This is a genomic window from Xanthomonas floridensis (assembly GCF_001642575.1).
GTDB classification, from domain to species: domain Bacteria; phylum Pseudomonadota; class Gammaproteobacteria; order Xanthomonadales; family Xanthomonadaceae; genus Xanthomonas; species Xanthomonas floridensis.
In genome coordinates this window covers 42,276-55,558 of sequence record NZ_LXNG01000018.1, presented here as the reverse complement: position 1 = coordinate 55,558, position 13,283 = coordinate 42,276, and the positions used below count along the sequence as shown (strand labels likewise).

15 protein-coding genes are annotated in these 13,283 nt (G+C 65.6%); 8 read left to right on the top strand and 7 right to left on the bottom strand.

From position 1 onward, the window contains the following. Positions 1 to 69: 69 nt before the first annotated feature. Positions 70 to 276 carry a hypothetical protein gene (locus A7D17_RS25100; protein ID WP_064509229.1) on the bottom strand — a complete coding sequence of 69 codons (207 nt, stop codon included), beginning with the start codon at positions 274 to 276 and terminating at the stop codon, positions 70 to 72. Here A7D17_RS25100 and A7D17_RS11650 point away from each other — a divergent pair. Further along, positions 275 to 1,012, top strand: coding sequence for a hypothetical protein (locus A7D17_RS11650; protein WP_064509228.1), 738 nt, complete (start codon positions 275 to 277; stop codon positions 1,010 to 1,012). The two genes, A7D17_RS25100 and A7D17_RS11650, sit on opposite strands and share 2 nt — an antisense overlap. Before the next feature lie 386 nt (positions 1,013 to 1,398). Here A7D17_RS11650 and A7D17_RS11645 read toward each other — a convergent pair whose 3' ends face one another. From A7D17_RS11645 to asnS, 5 genes are read right to left on the bottom strand one after another with little or no spacing between them, the layout of a single operon-like run. Further along, positions 1,399 to 2,034 carry an FMN-binding negative transcriptional regulator gene (locus tag A7D17_RS11645; protein ID WP_064509227.1) on the bottom strand — a complete coding sequence of 212 codons (636 nt, stop codon included), beginning with the start codon at positions 2,032 to 2,034 and terminating at the stop codon, positions 1,399 to 1,401. 1 nt (position 2,035) lies between these two features. Next, on the bottom strand, positions 2,036 to 2,362 hold the full coding sequence (locus A7D17_RS11640; RefSeq protein WP_064509226.1) for a hypothetical protein: 327 nt from the start codon (positions 2,360 to 2,362) through the stop codon (positions 2,036 to 2,038). Next, positions 2,359 to 2,664: a hypothetical protein gene (locus A7D17_RS11635; protein WP_064509225.1), complete on the bottom strand. Its 306-nt coding sequence runs from the start codon at positions 2,662 to 2,664 to the stop codon at positions 2,359 to 2,361. The genes A7D17_RS11640 and A7D17_RS11635 overlap by 4 nt, the downstream gene beginning before the upstream one ends. Beyond that, complete coding sequence (locus A7D17_RS11630; RefSeq protein WP_064509224.1) at positions 2,661 to 2,918, bottom strand: hypothetical protein; 258 nt, start codon at positions 2,916 to 2,918, stop codon at positions 2,661 to 2,663. Before A7D17_RS11630 ends, A7D17_RS11635 begins: the two co-directional genes overlap by 4 nt. A 1-nt stretch (position 2,919) precedes the next feature. Further along, on the bottom strand, positions 2,920 to 4,314 hold the full coding sequence (asnS, locus tag A7D17_RS11625) for an asparagine--tRNA ligase (protein WP_064509223.1): 1,395 nt from the start codon (positions 4,312 to 4,314) through the stop codon (positions 2,920 to 2,922). Between the two features lie 204 nt (positions 4,315 to 4,518). Between asnS and A7D17_RS11620 the strand changes: the two genes are divergently transcribed. The 7 genes from A7D17_RS11620 to A7D17_RS11590 all read left to right on the top strand — a co-directional run bounded on the left by A7D17_RS11620 (position 4,519) and on the right by A7D17_RS11590 (position 11,737). Beyond that, complete coding sequence (locus tag A7D17_RS11620; RefSeq protein WP_064509222.1) at positions 4,519 to 4,857, top strand: HesB/IscA family protein; 339 nt, start codon at positions 4,519 to 4,521, stop codon at positions 4,855 to 4,857. A gap of 549 nt (positions 4,858 to 5,406) precedes the next feature. Beyond that, positions 5,407 to 5,838 (top strand): 30S ribosomal protein S6, encoded by a 432-nt coding sequence (rpsF, locus tag A7D17_RS11615; protein WP_039411444.1) that lies wholly within the window; start codon positions 5,407 to 5,409, stop codon positions 5,836 to 5,838. Positions 5,839 to 5,849: 11 nt separating this feature from the next. Continuing rightward, positions 5,850 to 6,080, top strand: a complete 231-nt coding sequence (gene rpsR / locus A7D17_RS11610; protein WP_005991243.1) for a 30S ribosomal protein S18 — start codon at positions 5,850 to 5,852, stop codon at positions 6,078 to 6,080. Between the two features lie 291 nt (positions 6,081 to 6,371). Next, entirely contained in the window at positions 6,372 to 6,821 is a 450-nt protein-coding gene (gene rplI, locus A7D17_RS11605; RefSeq protein ID WP_064509221.1) for a 50S ribosomal protein L9, read from the top strand. A gap of 207 nt (positions 6,822 to 7,028) precedes the next feature. Then, entirely contained in the window at positions 7,029 to 10,532 is a 3,504-nt protein-coding gene (gene smc / locus A7D17_RS11600; RefSeq protein ID WP_064509220.1) for a chromosome segregation protein SMC, read from the top strand. A 56-nt stretch (positions 10,533 to 10,588) separates the two neighbouring features. After that, positions 10,589 to 11,323 carry a cell division protein ZipA gene (zipA, locus tag A7D17_RS11595; RefSeq protein ID WP_064509219.1) on the top strand — a complete coding sequence of 245 codons (735 nt, stop codon included), beginning with the start codon at positions 10,589 to 10,591 and terminating at the stop codon, positions 11,321 to 11,323. Between the two features lie 9 nt (positions 11,324 to 11,332). Continuing rightward, positions 11,333 to 11,737: a hypothetical protein gene (locus tag A7D17_RS11590; protein WP_064509218.1), complete on the top strand. Its 405-nt coding sequence runs from the start codon at positions 11,333 to 11,335 to the stop codon at positions 11,735 to 11,737. Between the two features lie 231 nt (positions 11,738 to 11,968). Here A7D17_RS11590 and A7D17_RS11585 read toward each other — a convergent pair whose 3' ends face one another. Beyond that, complete coding sequence (locus A7D17_RS11585) at positions 11,969 to 13,093, bottom strand: pyridoxal phosphate-dependent aminotransferase (protein WP_064509217.1); 1,125 nt, start codon at positions 13,091 to 13,093, stop codon at positions 11,969 to 11,971. Positions 13,094 to 13,283: the final 190 nt, after the last annotated feature.

Below are 13,283 nucleotides of genomic sequence, written 5' to 3'. Positions count from 1 at the left end.
GTGGCGGCTTCATCTGTCCGTGGACGTGCCACTGTGTGGGCTCGGCACGGTGCCATGAGGTCGCTGCTGTCAGACGCCAATGCCCGTGCGGTAGCCGAGCGGCTGGCGACCGATGTGGCCGCCTTGCATGCAGATCTTTGTCGGCGGTCTCGGTGCCGGCGGCGATCCATCTTCATCATAGGCCTGGCTGCCGTTCTGGTGAATGCTACAAATGGCGTGCTGAGCAGTAGCGTGATCGGGCTTTCCATGTCCAACTTCCTCTCGGAGCTTTCCCATGTCTGGCCAAGGTCAACGTCACATCTTCCGCGTCAGCTCGGCATTGGCCTTTTGTCTTTCGCTGACTGCAGTACAGGCTGCTCCGGCTGACGGCATACCGGCCGGTGACTGGCGCGGCGTCCTGTCCTCCAGCGGCGGCGCCGGCCCGGTCTATGTCCGCCTGAGCGGGCGCGCGGCGGGAGCCGACGGCATACAGACGGCGGACTTGCGGTTTGGCCCTCCCTTCAACTGCGCGCTTGAGCTACGCGCGCAGCCGGACGGCTACGCGCTGTCGTCGCGCAATGGCGGCAGGTTTTGCGATGCGCTGACCGGTGGGCGTGCCCAGCTTCAGGTGTCCGATGGTGCAAGCTCTAGCATGCAACTCACGCTGCCAGGCCGCGACTCGCCATTGATCGTTGTCCTGGACCAGAGCAGCGCAGGGCTGGCCGAAGCCGGGCGCTGGCTCGGGGCGGGCCTGATCTCTGCACAGCTGGAGATCGTGGCGACCACAATCCGCCCGGGAGACGTGCTCGGTCGCCTGCGGTACGGCGCCCCTCGCGATTGCCAGGTGGAATTGCGCTATGCCGGGCGTTCGGCAGACGCGTTGAATGCCTGGATCGGGGCCAACGATAGGGGCTATTGCCGTCAGCTCAGCGATAGCCAGGCCAGTCTGCGGATCCGTGCCGATGGCAATGCAGAGCTCGCGCTTGTTGTGAGAGGGCAGCGCGATACGGCGCTGTTCGAGCGGATGCCCTGAGCTGGATGCAAGGGCGCGTCTGCCAGTCAAGGATATTTCCTCAGGCAGTACGCTGGGCTGCAATGTGATGGTCATTCTGGCCGGTGCCGGACTCGGCGCAGAGGCGGTACATTTGGGGTCATTGCGGTACAGTTCGCTAACGTGCGTACCACGCGCTGGACGCACGAACCCGTCGCGGCGCCGCATCGCTATCTGCACCATTGCGAACACCAGCATCTGACGAAGGCTCCATCAGTCCGGAACCGACAGTCCCTGGTGAGCGCATGACAAGCTCGCTCGCGTGCTCCTGCCTAGCATCCGTCGATTCGCTGCAGCATGCGCTCGGATGTAGCCGACGCGGCGCGGCGGTCTGGCGACAGTCGTCCAGGTGCGCGGCCGAGGTTGTCTCAGCGTGTCGTATCGGCATCCACTCCCGCCTGCATCAACGCTCCGATCGCGTGCGAGGCTTGGTCGGGTTGCTGCACCAGGAATTGACTGACGCTGCGCTGATTGGCAGCCGGATGGTTCTGACTCAACTTGAAAGTGAGTTCGATACGGCTGGGCACGAAGCGGAATCCGACCAGGCCGCGCAGCTGGCGGCGATGGCTGTCGCGCTGCATTTCGAACCGCCAGTCGCTGCCGACACGGTGCTCGAAATGCTGGCTCATGCGGTCGATCAGGTCGCCCAGGGTCGCTTCGTCGTCGACCCGGCTGCACTGGCCATGCAGGTGTGCGACCGCGTAGTTCCAGGTCGGTACGCGTGCGGCGGCCTCCTTGTCCGGATACCAGGTGGGCGACACATAGGCGTGCGGCCCGTGCACCACGATCACCGCATCGGCAGAGGCACGGGCTTGCGGATTGGGGCGTGCCCAATGGCCTTCGATGGTGATGGCCTCGCCATCGCGGTGGTACAGCACCGGCAGGTGCGAGATTGCCGGCGCTCCGTCTTCGCCCTGGCTGATCAGGGTGACGAACGCGTCGCGTGCCAGCAGCCAGTCCAGCAGCGCCAGATCGGTCTGTGCGAAGGCGCGCGGCGCGTACATCTCAGGCGCGGCCGCCCATGCTGATCACCATGCGTTCGCGCAGGTCGGCATCGTCGGTACCCTGCGGCGGCGAAATCTCGTGCAGCGAAAATCCGCGGATCAGCGCGTCTTCTTCGTCCAGCCCGTCCAGTGCGACAAATTCCGCGTCGAACAGCGCGGCGCGTGCGCTGTCTTCGCTGTCGTAGGGCAGCGTCTTGCCATCGCTGTCCAGCACTTCGGCGGTGCCGGCGGCCTTGATGCGCAGGCGTGCCCAGATCAAGGTGCGGCCGATGGTGGCCAGCCACCATTGGTCGCGATCGAGGTCGGTATCGGGTGCAGCGTGAGTCATGTCAGAACCTTGGAAAGCAGCCCGAGCAGGGCCGCCATGCCCAGGCCGAAAAAGATGGTGAGCAGCGAGAGCCAGGCGGGCGTGGCCAACCCGGACAGCGCACCGTCGCGGTAGCTGCGGTAGCGGCGCGCCAACAACCAGCGCCACGCGGTGGGGCTGATGAAGGCCGGGTCGCCGAAGCTGGCCAACGCTTCCGGATGGCGGTCGCGCATATGCACCAGGGTCAGCGGCCAGAAGATCAGCAGCGCGGTCAGGCCTGCGACGGCCAGGCCGACGAAGCACAGGGCGAAGAACAGAATCATGCGGCCGCCAGCATCAGGAAAAGTTTCGGGAGCGCCGCGCCAATGATCAGCGCTGCAATGGCCCAGCGCATCGGAGCCGTGGCATGCCGGGTCGCGGCACGCGCGGTGTTGGTCTGCCACCAGCGCTGCGGATCGAGTTGGCGCGACGCCAGCCGCGCCAGCAACACGCTACGTATCGCTGTCAGCCCGCCCGTGATCGCCGCCAGACCGAAGGCCAGCGATTGGAGTATGGGGGTGGCGGCCGGCACGCTCACCTCAGAACTCCGCGCTGCCTGGCGCGCGCGGGTAGGGGATGGCATCGCGGATATTGCCCAGCCCGCACACGTAGACCACCAGGCGCTCGAACCCTAAGCCGAAGCCGGCATGCGGCACCGAGCCGTAGCGACGGAAATCGCGGTACCAGCTGTAGTGCTCCTTATCCAGCCCGAACTGCGCCATGCGCGCATCCAGCACGTCCAGGCGCTCTTCGCGCTGGCTGCCGCCGATGATCTCGCCGATGCCCGGCGCCAGCACGTCCATCGCCGCGACGGTCTTGCCGTCCTCGTTCAGGCGCATGTAGAAGGCCTTGATGTGCTCGGGATAGTTGGTGACCACCACCGGGCGGCCGATGTGTTCCTCGGTGAGCCAGCGTTCGTGCTCGGTCTGCAGGTCCAGGCCCCATTCCACCGGGAAATCGAACTTCTTGCCCGAGTTCTGCAGCAGCTTTACCGCTTCGGTGTAGTCGATCTGCTCGAACGGGGCATTGATGAAGGCTTCCAGCTTGCTGATTGCGTTCTTGTCCACGCGCTCGGCCAGGAATGCCAGATCGTCGCCACGCTCATCAAGCACCGCGCGGAACAGGTACTTGAGGAACTGCTCGGCCAGGCGCGCGTCCTCGGCCAGATCGGCGAAGGCGATTTCCGGCTCGATCATCCAGAATTCGGCCAGATGGCGGGTGGTGTGGCTGTTCTCGGCGCGGAAGGTCGGCCCGAAGGTGTAGACCTTGCTCAGCGCCAGGCAGTACGCCTCCACGTTGAGCTGGCCGGACACGGTCAGGAAGGTTTCCTTGCCGAAGAAGTCGCGGCTGAAATCCACGTTGCCGGTGGCATCGCGCGGCAGGTTGACCATGTCCAGCGTGGAAACGCGGAACATCTGCCCGGCGCCTTCGGCATCGGAGGTGGTGATGATCGGGGTGCTGATCCAGTTGAAGCCGTTCTGGTGGAAGAAGCGGTGCACCGCCTGCGCCAGGCAGTTGCGGATACGGGTGACCGCGCCGAACAGATTGGTACGCGGGCGCAGGTGCGCCACTTCGCGCAAGAACTCCGGTGTCATCGGCTTGGGCTGGATCGGGTAGGTCAGCGGGTCTTCGACCCAGCCGACGATCTCCACGCCGCTGGCCTGGATCTCGAACGACTGGCCCTTGCCCTGCGACTTCACCAGCACGCCCTTGGCGATCAGCGAGCAGCCGCTGGTCAGGCGCTTGATCTCGTCGAAGTTGGGCAGGGTGTCGTTGGCCACCACCTGGATCGGAGCGAAGCACGAGCCATCGGTCACGTTGATGAAGGCCAGTCCGGCAGATCCGCGCAAGGTGCGCACCCACCCCCGTACCGTGACTTCGCCGCCTTCGGGGAGCTTTCCCGCAAGCGCATGTTCAACGCTGACCACCGTCATGACTGTTCCTCGCCGTAGCGACCTTGAATGACCTGCGAGTTTACTGGCTGCGACCGCGCCGGCGCGAGCATCTGAACGGCTTGCCGACGACCGCGCTTGTCGCAGGCGCGCACCGCCCCCATCTGTCGCAGACATCTTGGCTCAGCGTCCCGCCTGGTTGTTGCGGTCTCGCTATACTTGTCACCACTGTTTTGGAGTGCCCCCATGGCTGTCAGTCTCACCCCCGCCGCGCTGGAGCGCGTGCAGCGTTTCGTGCAGCAGACCCCGGGTGCGTTGGGCCTGCGCTTTGGCGTCACCAAGACCGGGTGCTCCGGTTGGGGCCATATCACCGATCTGGCGCGCGAGCAGCGCGACGACGATGCGGTGTTCGAGCAGGGTGGGGTCCGTATCTTCGTCGACCCGACCAGCCTGCCGCTGGTGGATGGCACCTGCATCGACTTCGGCAAGCACGGCCTGAGCGAGACGTTCACCTTCAGCAATCCCAACGCGACCGCCGAGTGCGGCTGCGGGGAGAGCTTCACCACTGAAGCCGAGCACCGCTGAGCCAAAGAGTCAGCCGAGCGGCGTCGGAATGTTTCCTTCTCCCGCCGGGAGAAGGTGCCCGGAAGGGGCAGACGAGGTTACGGGGCGAAGCCTGGCGCGGTCGAACGTCGCTAGGGCTTCGCTTCCGCACCATCATCCCAACCTCTTTCCCGGCGGGAGAGGGGCTTTAAGCGACAGTTCGGCTGTTTCTTACAGTTCGGCTGTTTGTTGTCCTTTTGTTCTTCTCCCGCCAGGCGGGAGAAGGTGGCGCGCAGCGCCGGATGAGGGTGGGCCCAGCCCGGCGCAGGTTGAGACACGAAAGTTTCGCCCGTACCTTCACCCCAACCCAACTGGCGGCTGGCGTCATTAGTCGATCAAGCCGGTGCTCTCCCAGTCGGAGAGTGCTTCAAAGCCTCCGCCGCAGTGCCCGGTTGCGGCTAAGCGCCTGTACTGCCATACTTTCCTGCTTCCTGCCTGATTCCGGGCGGAGACCCTTGCTCCACCGGCCGCTTGCGCGGACCACCGGGGAGCTGTCCGGCCCACGTGGCCACATCCGAAAGGTAAAACAACATGAGTCGTCATTACGAAGTCGTGTTCCTGGTCCATCCGGACCAGAGCGAGCAGGTCCCGGCCATGATCGAGCGCTACAAGTCGCTGATCGAGGGCGGTAACGGCACCATCCACCGTCTGGAAGACTGGGGCCGTCGTCAGCTGGCCTACCCGATCCAGAACCTGGTGAAGGCGCACTACGTGCTGCTCAACATCGAAGTCGACCAGGCCGTGCTGAGCGAGCTGGTGGAAAGCTTCCGCTTCAACGATGCGGTGCTGCGTCACCTGGTCGTCAAGCGCGATGGCCCGGATACCGAGCAGTCGCTGATCATGAAGAGCAAGGACGAGAAGGGCGACAAGCCCGAGCGTAGCGAGCGTCGTCGTCGTGACGATGAAGAGGGCGAAGCCCCCGCTGCCACCGATACCGACGGCGACAACGCCGAAGCCGCTTAAGGAGCGCTGTCATGTCCAAGTTCTTCCGTCGTCGCAAGTTCTGCAAGTTCACCGCCGAGGGCGTGAAAGAGATCGATTACAAGGATCTCAACACCCTGCGCCAGTACCTCACCGAGAACGGCAAGATCGTGCCGAGCCGCGTGACCGGTACCAAGTCCAAGTACCAGCGCCAGCTGGCCACGGCCGTCAAGCGCTCGCGTTTCCTGGCGCTGATCCCGTACACGGACAACCACGACGTCTGAGTAATCCCGCGTTGGGAGTCCGCCATTTACGCGGCTCCTTTCGCAAGATACGCACGATGTTGCGTGAATCCCTCACAGAAGCCCGCACGGCTGTATGTGAGGGACTCACAGAAGCCCGCGCATCCATGTGCGGGTCATCAAATTGATAGAAGCCTGGTCATTGAAAGGGCGGCGGCAGGCGGGGCTTTTACGACTCCCGATTCCCCAATCCCGATTCCCGGCTTCTCCTATTCGGACAGCACCCGTTGCGCCAGCCCACGTGCCGGCGCTAACGAATAACGGAGTACCACCATGGATCTGATTCTTCTGCAGAAAGTGACCAACCTGGGCAATCTGGGCGACAAGGTCAGCGTCAAGCCGGGCTACGGCCGTAACTTCCTCGTGCCGCAGGGCAAGGCCGTGCCGGCCACCGCTGCCAACGTCGAAGCGTTCGAAACCAAGCGCGCCGAGTACGAAGCCAAGGCCAACACCATCCTGGCCGACGCACAGGGCCGCGCCGCCAAGTTCGAAGGCGCCAGCGTCACCATCGGTGCACATGCATCGACCGAAGGCAAGCTGTATGGCTCGGTCGGCCCGCGCGACATCGCCGAGGCATTCACCGCCGCCGGCCTGCCGCTGGAAAAGAGCGAAGTGATCCTGGGCGAAGGCGCATTCCGCAATGTCGGCGAGTACGACGTTGTGCTGCACCTGCACGCCGATGTGGAGACCTCTGTCAAGGTCATCGTCGAATCCGACGCCTGATCCACGCTGCACGCTGTACCCGAAGGGCGCCTGGTTAGGCGCCCTTCGTCTTTCTGCGGCCACGCCGGCGATGCCAGGCCCGCTATACTCATGCTCCATTGCCGGTTCCACGGCCCATAGATCTTGTGGATCAAGGGCTTAGGGGCGGCTTCACAGGAAAAAGCGCCTGCCGGCCCCGCCCGTGCGGTGCCCGGAATCTTCACTCCCATGCGCCTGTCCACGATCAAGCTGTCCGGTTTCAAGTCGTTCGTCGACCCGACGACCTTGCACCTGCCCACCAACATGACCGGCATCGTCGGTCCCAATGGCTGCGGCAAGTCCAACATCATCGACGCGGTGCGTTGGGTGATGGGTGAGAGCTCGGCCAGCCGCCTGCGCGGCGATTCGCTGACCGACGTGATCTTCTCCGGGTCCTCGGCGCGCAAGCCGGTATCGCAGGCGACGGTGGAGCTGATCTTCGACAACTCCGATCACACCATCAGCGGCGAGTTCGCCTCGTTCAACGAGATCTCGGTCAAGCGCCTGGTCAGCCGCGACGGAAACAGCGCTTATTACCTCAACGGCACCAAGTGCCGGCGCCGCGACATCACCGACCTGTTCCTGGGCACCGGCTTGGGGCCGCGCAGCTACTCGATCATCGAGCAGGGCATGATCAGCCAGATCATCGAGGCGCGCCCGGAAGATCTGCGCGTGTACCTGGAAGAAGCCGCCGGCATTTCCAAGTACAAGGAACGCCGCAAGGAAACCGAAACCCGCATCCGCCACACCCGCGAAAACCTCGACCGCCTGGGCGACCTGCGCGAGGAAATCACCAAGCAGCTGGCGCATCTGCAGCGCCAGGCGCGCCAGGCCGAGCAGTACCAGGCCTTGCAGGAAGAGCGCCGGATCAAGGATGCCGAGTGGAAGGCGCTGGAATACCGCGGCCTGGACGGGCAGCTGCAAGGCCTGCGCGAAAAATTGAATCAGGAAGAGACGCGCCTGCAGCAACTGATCGCCGAACAGCGCGATGCCGAAGCGCGCATCGAAACCGGGCGCGTGCGTCGCGAAGAGGCGGCCGATGCGGTGGCCAAGGCGCAGGCCGATGTCTATCAGGTGGGCAGCGCGCTGGCGCGTATCGAACAGCAGATCCAGCATCAGCGCGAACTCTCGCATCGCCTGCACAAGGCGCGCGACGAGGCGCACAGCCAACTGCAGGAGCTGACCCAGCACATCAGTGGCGACTCGGCGAAACTGAGCGTGCTGCGCGAGGCCGTGGCCGATGCCGAACCGCAACTGGAGCAACTGCGCGAAGACCATGAATTCCGTCAGGAAGCGCTGCGCGAGGCCGAAGCGCGGCTGGCCGACTGGCAGCAGCGCTGGGAAACCCATAACCGCGACACCGGTGAAGCCTCGCGCGCCGGCGAAGTGGAGCGCACCCGCGTCGATTACCTGGACCGCCAGTCGCTGGAGGCCGAGCGCCGCCGCGAAGCGCTGGTCAATGAACGCGCCGGGCTGGATCTGGACGCCCTAGCCGAGGCGTTCGAGCAGATCGAGTTGCGCCACGAAACGCAAAAGACCTCGCTGGACGGGTTGAACGAGCAGGTGGAAGCGCGCAAGCACGCGCTGGCCACGCTGCAGGACCAGCAACGCGCCAGCCAGGGCGAGCTGGCCGAGGTACGCAAGCAGGCGCAGGCCGCGCGTGGCCGGCTGTCCTCGCTGGAAACCCTGCAGCAGGCTGCGCTGGGCCAGGAGCAGGGCGCGGCAGTGGCATGGCTGAAGTCGCGTGGGCTGGATTCGGCGGCGCGCGTTGGCGAACGCATCACGGTGGAAAGCGGCTGGGAAAATACCGTCGAAAGCGCGCTGGGGCAGTTGATCGAAGGCGTGCTGGTGGAGGCGCCCGAGCAGCTGGTCGATGCGCTGGGCGAGCTGGGCGAGGGCCGTATTGCGCTGGTGTCCAGCGCCACCGACAGCGCGAGTTTCGCGCCGACCTCGCTGGCCGCCAAGGTGCAGGGGCCGATCGCGATCCGCCGCCTGCTGGCGCGCCTGCACACCGCCGAGGACCTGGACGCCGCGCGTGCATTGCAACCCGGTTTGCCCGAAGGCGACTCGGTCATTACCCGCAATGGCGAACGCCTGGGCGAAGGCTGGGTGCGCGTGTCGCGCTCGGGCGCGGCCAAGCAAGGCGCGCTGCTGCGCGAGCGCGAAATCCAGGAGCTACGCACCCAGATCGAAACCCTGCAGGAGCGCGAGGCCGATCTCGAACACCGGCTTGCCGGCTTCCGCGAGCAGTCGCTGGCGGCCGAGCAGCAGCGCGAAGATGCGCAGCGCCAGTTATATATGGCCCACCGCAGCGTCTCCGAACTGGCCGGCCAGTTGCAGAGCCAGCAGGGCAAGGTCGATGCGGCGCGCACGCGCATCGAGCGCATCGAAACCGAGTTGTCGCAGCTGCTGGAAACGCTGGACACCAGCCGCGAACAAGCCCGCGAAGCACGCGCGAAGCTCGAAGACGCGGTCACCCTGATGGGCGACCTGCAGGGCACACAGCAGGCGCTGGAAAACGAGCGCCGCCAGCTCACCGATGCACGCGATCAGGCGCGTGATGCTGCACGCGGCGTGCGCGATGCGATGCATGCGCTGGCGCTCACGCTGGAATCGCAGCGTACCCAGATCACCTCGCTCAGCCAGACCCTGGAGCGCATGGACAGCCAGCGCGGCCAGCTGGATACGCGCCTGGAAGACCTGGTGGCCCAGCTCAGCGAAGGCGATTCCCCGGTGGAGACGCTGGAACACGAACACCAGGCCGCCCTGAGCGAGCGTGTGCGTACCGAGCGCGTGCTCGGCGAAACGCGCACGCTGCTCGACAGCATCGACGGCGAGCTGCGCAGCTTCGAGCAGACCCGCCAGCAGCGCGACGAACAGGCACTGGCGCAGCGCGAGCGCATCAACCAGCGCAAGCTCGATCAACAGGCGCTGGTGCTCAACGCCGAGCAGCTCTCCGCTGCCGTGGTCAAGGCCGGCTTCGTGCTTGAGGACGTGGTCAACGGCCTGCCCGAGGCGGCCAATGCCGCCGAGTGGGAAGCGGCGGTGAACCAGATCGATGGCCGCATGCGCCGCCTGGAACCGGTGAACCTGGCCGCGATCCAGGAGTACGGCGAGGCCGCGCAGCGCTCGGAATATCTGGACGCGCAGAACCTGGACCTCAACACCGCGCTGGAAACGCTGGAAGAAGCCATCCGCAAGATCGACCGCGAAACCCGCGGCCGCTTCAAGGACACCTTCGATCGCGTCAATTCCGGTGTGCAGGCGCTGTATCCGCGCCTGTTCGGCGGCGGCCACGCGTACCTGGAACTTACCGGCGAGGACCTGCTCGATACCGGCGTCACCATCATGGCGCGCCCGCCGGGCAAGCGCGTGTCCAGCATTTCGCTGCTGTCCGGTGGCGAAAAGGCGATGACCGCCGTGGCGCTGGTGTTTGCGATCTTCCAGCTCAATCCGGCGCCGTTCTGCCTGCTGGACGAGGTGGACGCGCCGCTGGACGAGGCCAACGTCGGTCGCCTGGCCAACATGGTGCGCGAGATGAGCGAGAAGGTGCAGTTCCTGTTTGTCAGCCATAACAAGGCCACGATGGAAGCCGCGCGTCAGTTGTCCGGCGTGACCATGCGCGAGCCGGGCGTCAGCCGCCTGGTCAGCGTGGACCTGGAAGAGGCCGCGCGTTTGGCGGGTGCGGCATGACGTGCCATGCTTGCCGGAATGACGACACCTGTCACTTTATTGCGGAGGCATGCTGAATGTCCGACATGGCCATGATCCGGATCGGAATCCTGATCGCCGGGCTGCTGCTGGTCGCAGCCATTTTCCTGTTCGGCCGCCCGAAGAAGTCGCCACAGGGGCGTCGGGTGGACAAGGACGAGGGGCAGCCACGCGAGCGCCGCGAGCCGGTGATTTCCGGCGATGCAGGCAGTGAGGGTGAAGCAGTCGAACGCAGCGAGCGCAGTGCCGAACAAAGCGAACTGGAGCTGGATGCGCAGGATGCCGGTGGCGGCAATGACGTCGGCAAGCGCCCCAACCAGGATTTCGACAAGATCGTGTCGCTGTTCGTGGCGGCCAAGGCCGGCCAGATCCTGCGCGGCGAAGACGTGGTGGTGGCCGCCGAAAAGACCGGGCTGGTGTTCGGCCATATGAATGTGTTCCACCGTCTGGTCGAGGGCCATCCCGAGCGCGGACCGATCTTCAGCATGGCCAGCATCCTCAAGCCAGGCAGTTTCGACATGGCCAACATCCGCGAGATGCAGACGCCGGCGATCGCCTTCTTCCTGACGTTGCCGGCGCCGATGACCGCGCTCGATGCCTGGGAAAAGATGCTGCCCACCGTGCAGCGCATGGCCGAATTGCTGGATGGCGTGGTGCTGGACGATAGCCGCAATGCGCTGGGCCGGCAGCGGGTGGCGCATATCCGCGACGAATTGCGCGCCTACGACCGCCAGCATCAGGCACCGCCGCTGACCAAATCGCCGCGCTGGTGAGTTGAGCCCATGCTGAGCCTGCAGGGCGTGTTGGCGGTGGCGTTGCTGTCGGTGCTGTGGGCGATCCTGGCGATGCCGCTGCTGTGGATCTTTTCGGTGATCGCCGCGCGCCTGCGCAAGCGGCCGCGTAACTCGCCCTGGGTTGTGGGCGGCTTTGCGCTCGCGATCACCGCACTGGTCGCGCCGGTGCCAACGCCATTCATCGGCGTATTCATGCCGCACGCGATCGCGCTGTTCGATTCCCGCTATTACACGCATCTCCTGCACGGCACGCCGATGCTGCGCGAGCTGCTGCTGTGGAATGCCGGCTCGATGCTGCTGACGTTTGTGATCAGCTACCTGTGGATCCGGCGCACGCTGCGCGCTAAAGCCCCTCTCCCCGCGGGGCGAGAAGGCACGGCTCTCGCGCCGTAGGCGCCCGGGCCTTTGAGCTTCCGCGCCGCAAGCGCGAGCCGGGGCGCGGAGCAGGGGGTGGGGTGAGGGTACGGGGCGTGGCAGCGGAGCAGTCGGTGATTCAATGCTGACGGCGCGTGGCGACGCGTTTGCCATGACAGACGCTGGCAGATTCCCGAGGCGCACTCTCATCCGCCCCTACGGGGCACCTTCGCTCCCATGAAGCAGGACCATGTCCCGATGGGAGAAGGGCTAGCGTTTGGCTTTGGCGAACGCCTCGCGGAAGCGCAGCATTTCCGCCTCGGTGCCCACAGTCACGCGCACGCGCTTGGGCCAGATCGGCCAGCTGCGTCCAACGATGACGCCCTGCTTCTGCATCGAGTCGGCGAACACCTTGGCATCACGCTTGATGTCCACCACAAAGCAGTTGGCCTGCGACGGCAGGCAGGTGTAGCCCTTGCCCTTGAGCCAGGCGATGGTGTCCTCGCGCACGCGCGCGTTCTCGGCGCGCCGGGTCTGCACCAGCAATGGGTCGCGCAGGCTGGCGATGCCGGCCGCCATGGCGGGCACCGGCAGCGGGTTGCCACCCAGCGTGGCGAGCTTGCTCAGCAGCCCCGGAGCGGCGATGGCCGCGCCCAGGCGCAGGCCGGCCATGCCGTACAGCTTGGAAAACGTGCGCAGCACGATCAGGTCCTGGCGCTGACGCACCAGGTCCACCGCCGAGGTCTCGTTGCTGTACTGGATATAGGCCTCGTCGACCACCAGCACGGCGCCGGCCGGTTTGTTGACCAGCAGCCATTCGATGTCTGCACGCGGAGTTATCGAACCGGTGGGATTGTTGGGGTTGCACACGTAAATCAGGCCGGCGGTTGGATCGGCCTTGGCCATTGCCTTGACGTCGTGCGCACCATCGGCACGCAAGGGCACACGGCGCACGGGTGCGCCATGCGCGGTGGCGACATCGGCCAGTGCTTCGAAGGTCGGGTCGGCAATGACCAGGCCTGCGCGTGGCGAGGTGAACAGCGACCCGGTGCGGTTCAACGGGTCGCTGGAGCCTGGGAAGAACGCGATGTGATCGTTCGGCAGCTGCAATTCGCCGGCCATCAGGTTGCGCAGATCCTGCTCCATCTCGAACTGATAGCGGCCAGCACGCGCCAGCGACCGCGTTGCTGCGTCCAGGGCGGCAGGCGAGGGGCCGAGCGGATGTTCGTTGTAGTTGAGGTACACCGTGCCGGAGGCCGGGGCGACGCCGGGGGCGGCAGGCGCGGCTGCGCGTTTGCGGGCTGCCTCGGCCGGCGACGTCAGCCCCAGTGCGGACACCGCCACGCCGGACGTGGCGAGGCTGAGAAACGAACGGCGCGAGACGGGCAACGACACGGGTGAGCTCCAGACGGACAGGGCAAAGAGGGCGCCACGCTAGCGGGTTTGGGGCGCTCTGCCTATCGGGAAATCTCCTGACCACCCGGCTTTTGCGGCGATGGCAGAGGCGTCGGGCTGTTGGCAGTGGCAAATTGGGCGTGTTGCCTGCCGGCAATGCGTCGTGCCCATGCCGGTCAGGCTTGCGGCG

Bases quoted from the DNA above. Each gene is read 5' to 3' on its own strand.
- A7D17_RS11650 (WP_064509228.1), top strand. From the start codon at position 275: ATGTCTGGCCAAGGTCAACGTCACATCTTCCGCGTCAGCTCGGCATTG.
- A7D17_RS25100 (WP_064509229.1), bottom strand. From the start codon at position 276: ATGGGAAAGCTCCGAGAGGAAGTTGGACATGGAAAGCCCGATCACGCT.
- A7D17_RS11645 (WP_064509227.1), bottom strand. From the start codon at position 2,034: ATGTACGCGCCGCGCGCCTTCGCACAGACCGATCTGGCGCTGCTGGAC.
- A7D17_RS11640 (WP_064509226.1), bottom strand. From the start codon at position 2,362: ATGACTCACGCTGCACCCGATACCGACCTCGATCGCGACCAATGGTGG.
- A7D17_RS11635 (WP_064509225.1), bottom strand. From the start codon at position 2,664: ATGATTCTGTTCTTCGCCCTGTGCTTCGTCGGCCTGGCCGTCGCAGGC.
- asnS (WP_064509223.1), bottom strand. From the start codon at position 4,314: ATGACGGTGGTCAGCGTTGAACATGCGCTTGCGGGAAAGCTCCCCGAA.
- A7D17_RS11620 (WP_064509222.1), top strand. From the start codon at position 4,519: ATGGCTGTCAGTCTCACCCCCGCCGCGCTGGAGCGCGTGCAGCGTTTC.
- rpsF (WP_039411444.1), top strand. From the start codon at position 5,407: ATGAGTCGTCATTACGAAGTCGTGTTCCTGGTCCATCCGGACCAGAGC.
- rpsR (WP_005991243.1), top strand. From the start codon at position 5,850: ATGTCCAAGTTCTTCCGTCGTCGCAAGTTCTGCAAGTTCACCGCCGAG.
- rplI (WP_064509221.1), top strand. From the start codon at position 6,372: ATGGATCTGATTCTTCTGCAGAAAGTGACCAACCTGGGCAATCTGGGC.
- smc (WP_064509220.1), top strand. From the start codon at position 7,029: ATGCGCCTGTCCACGATCAAGCTGTCCGGTTTCAAGTCGTTCGTCGAC.
- zipA (WP_064509219.1), top strand. From the start codon at position 10,589: ATGTCCGACATGGCCATGATCCGGATCGGAATCCTGATCGCCGGGCTG.
- A7D17_RS11590 (WP_064509218.1), top strand. From the start codon at position 11,333: ATGCTGAGCCTGCAGGGCGTGTTGGCGGTGGCGTTGCTGTCGGTGCTG.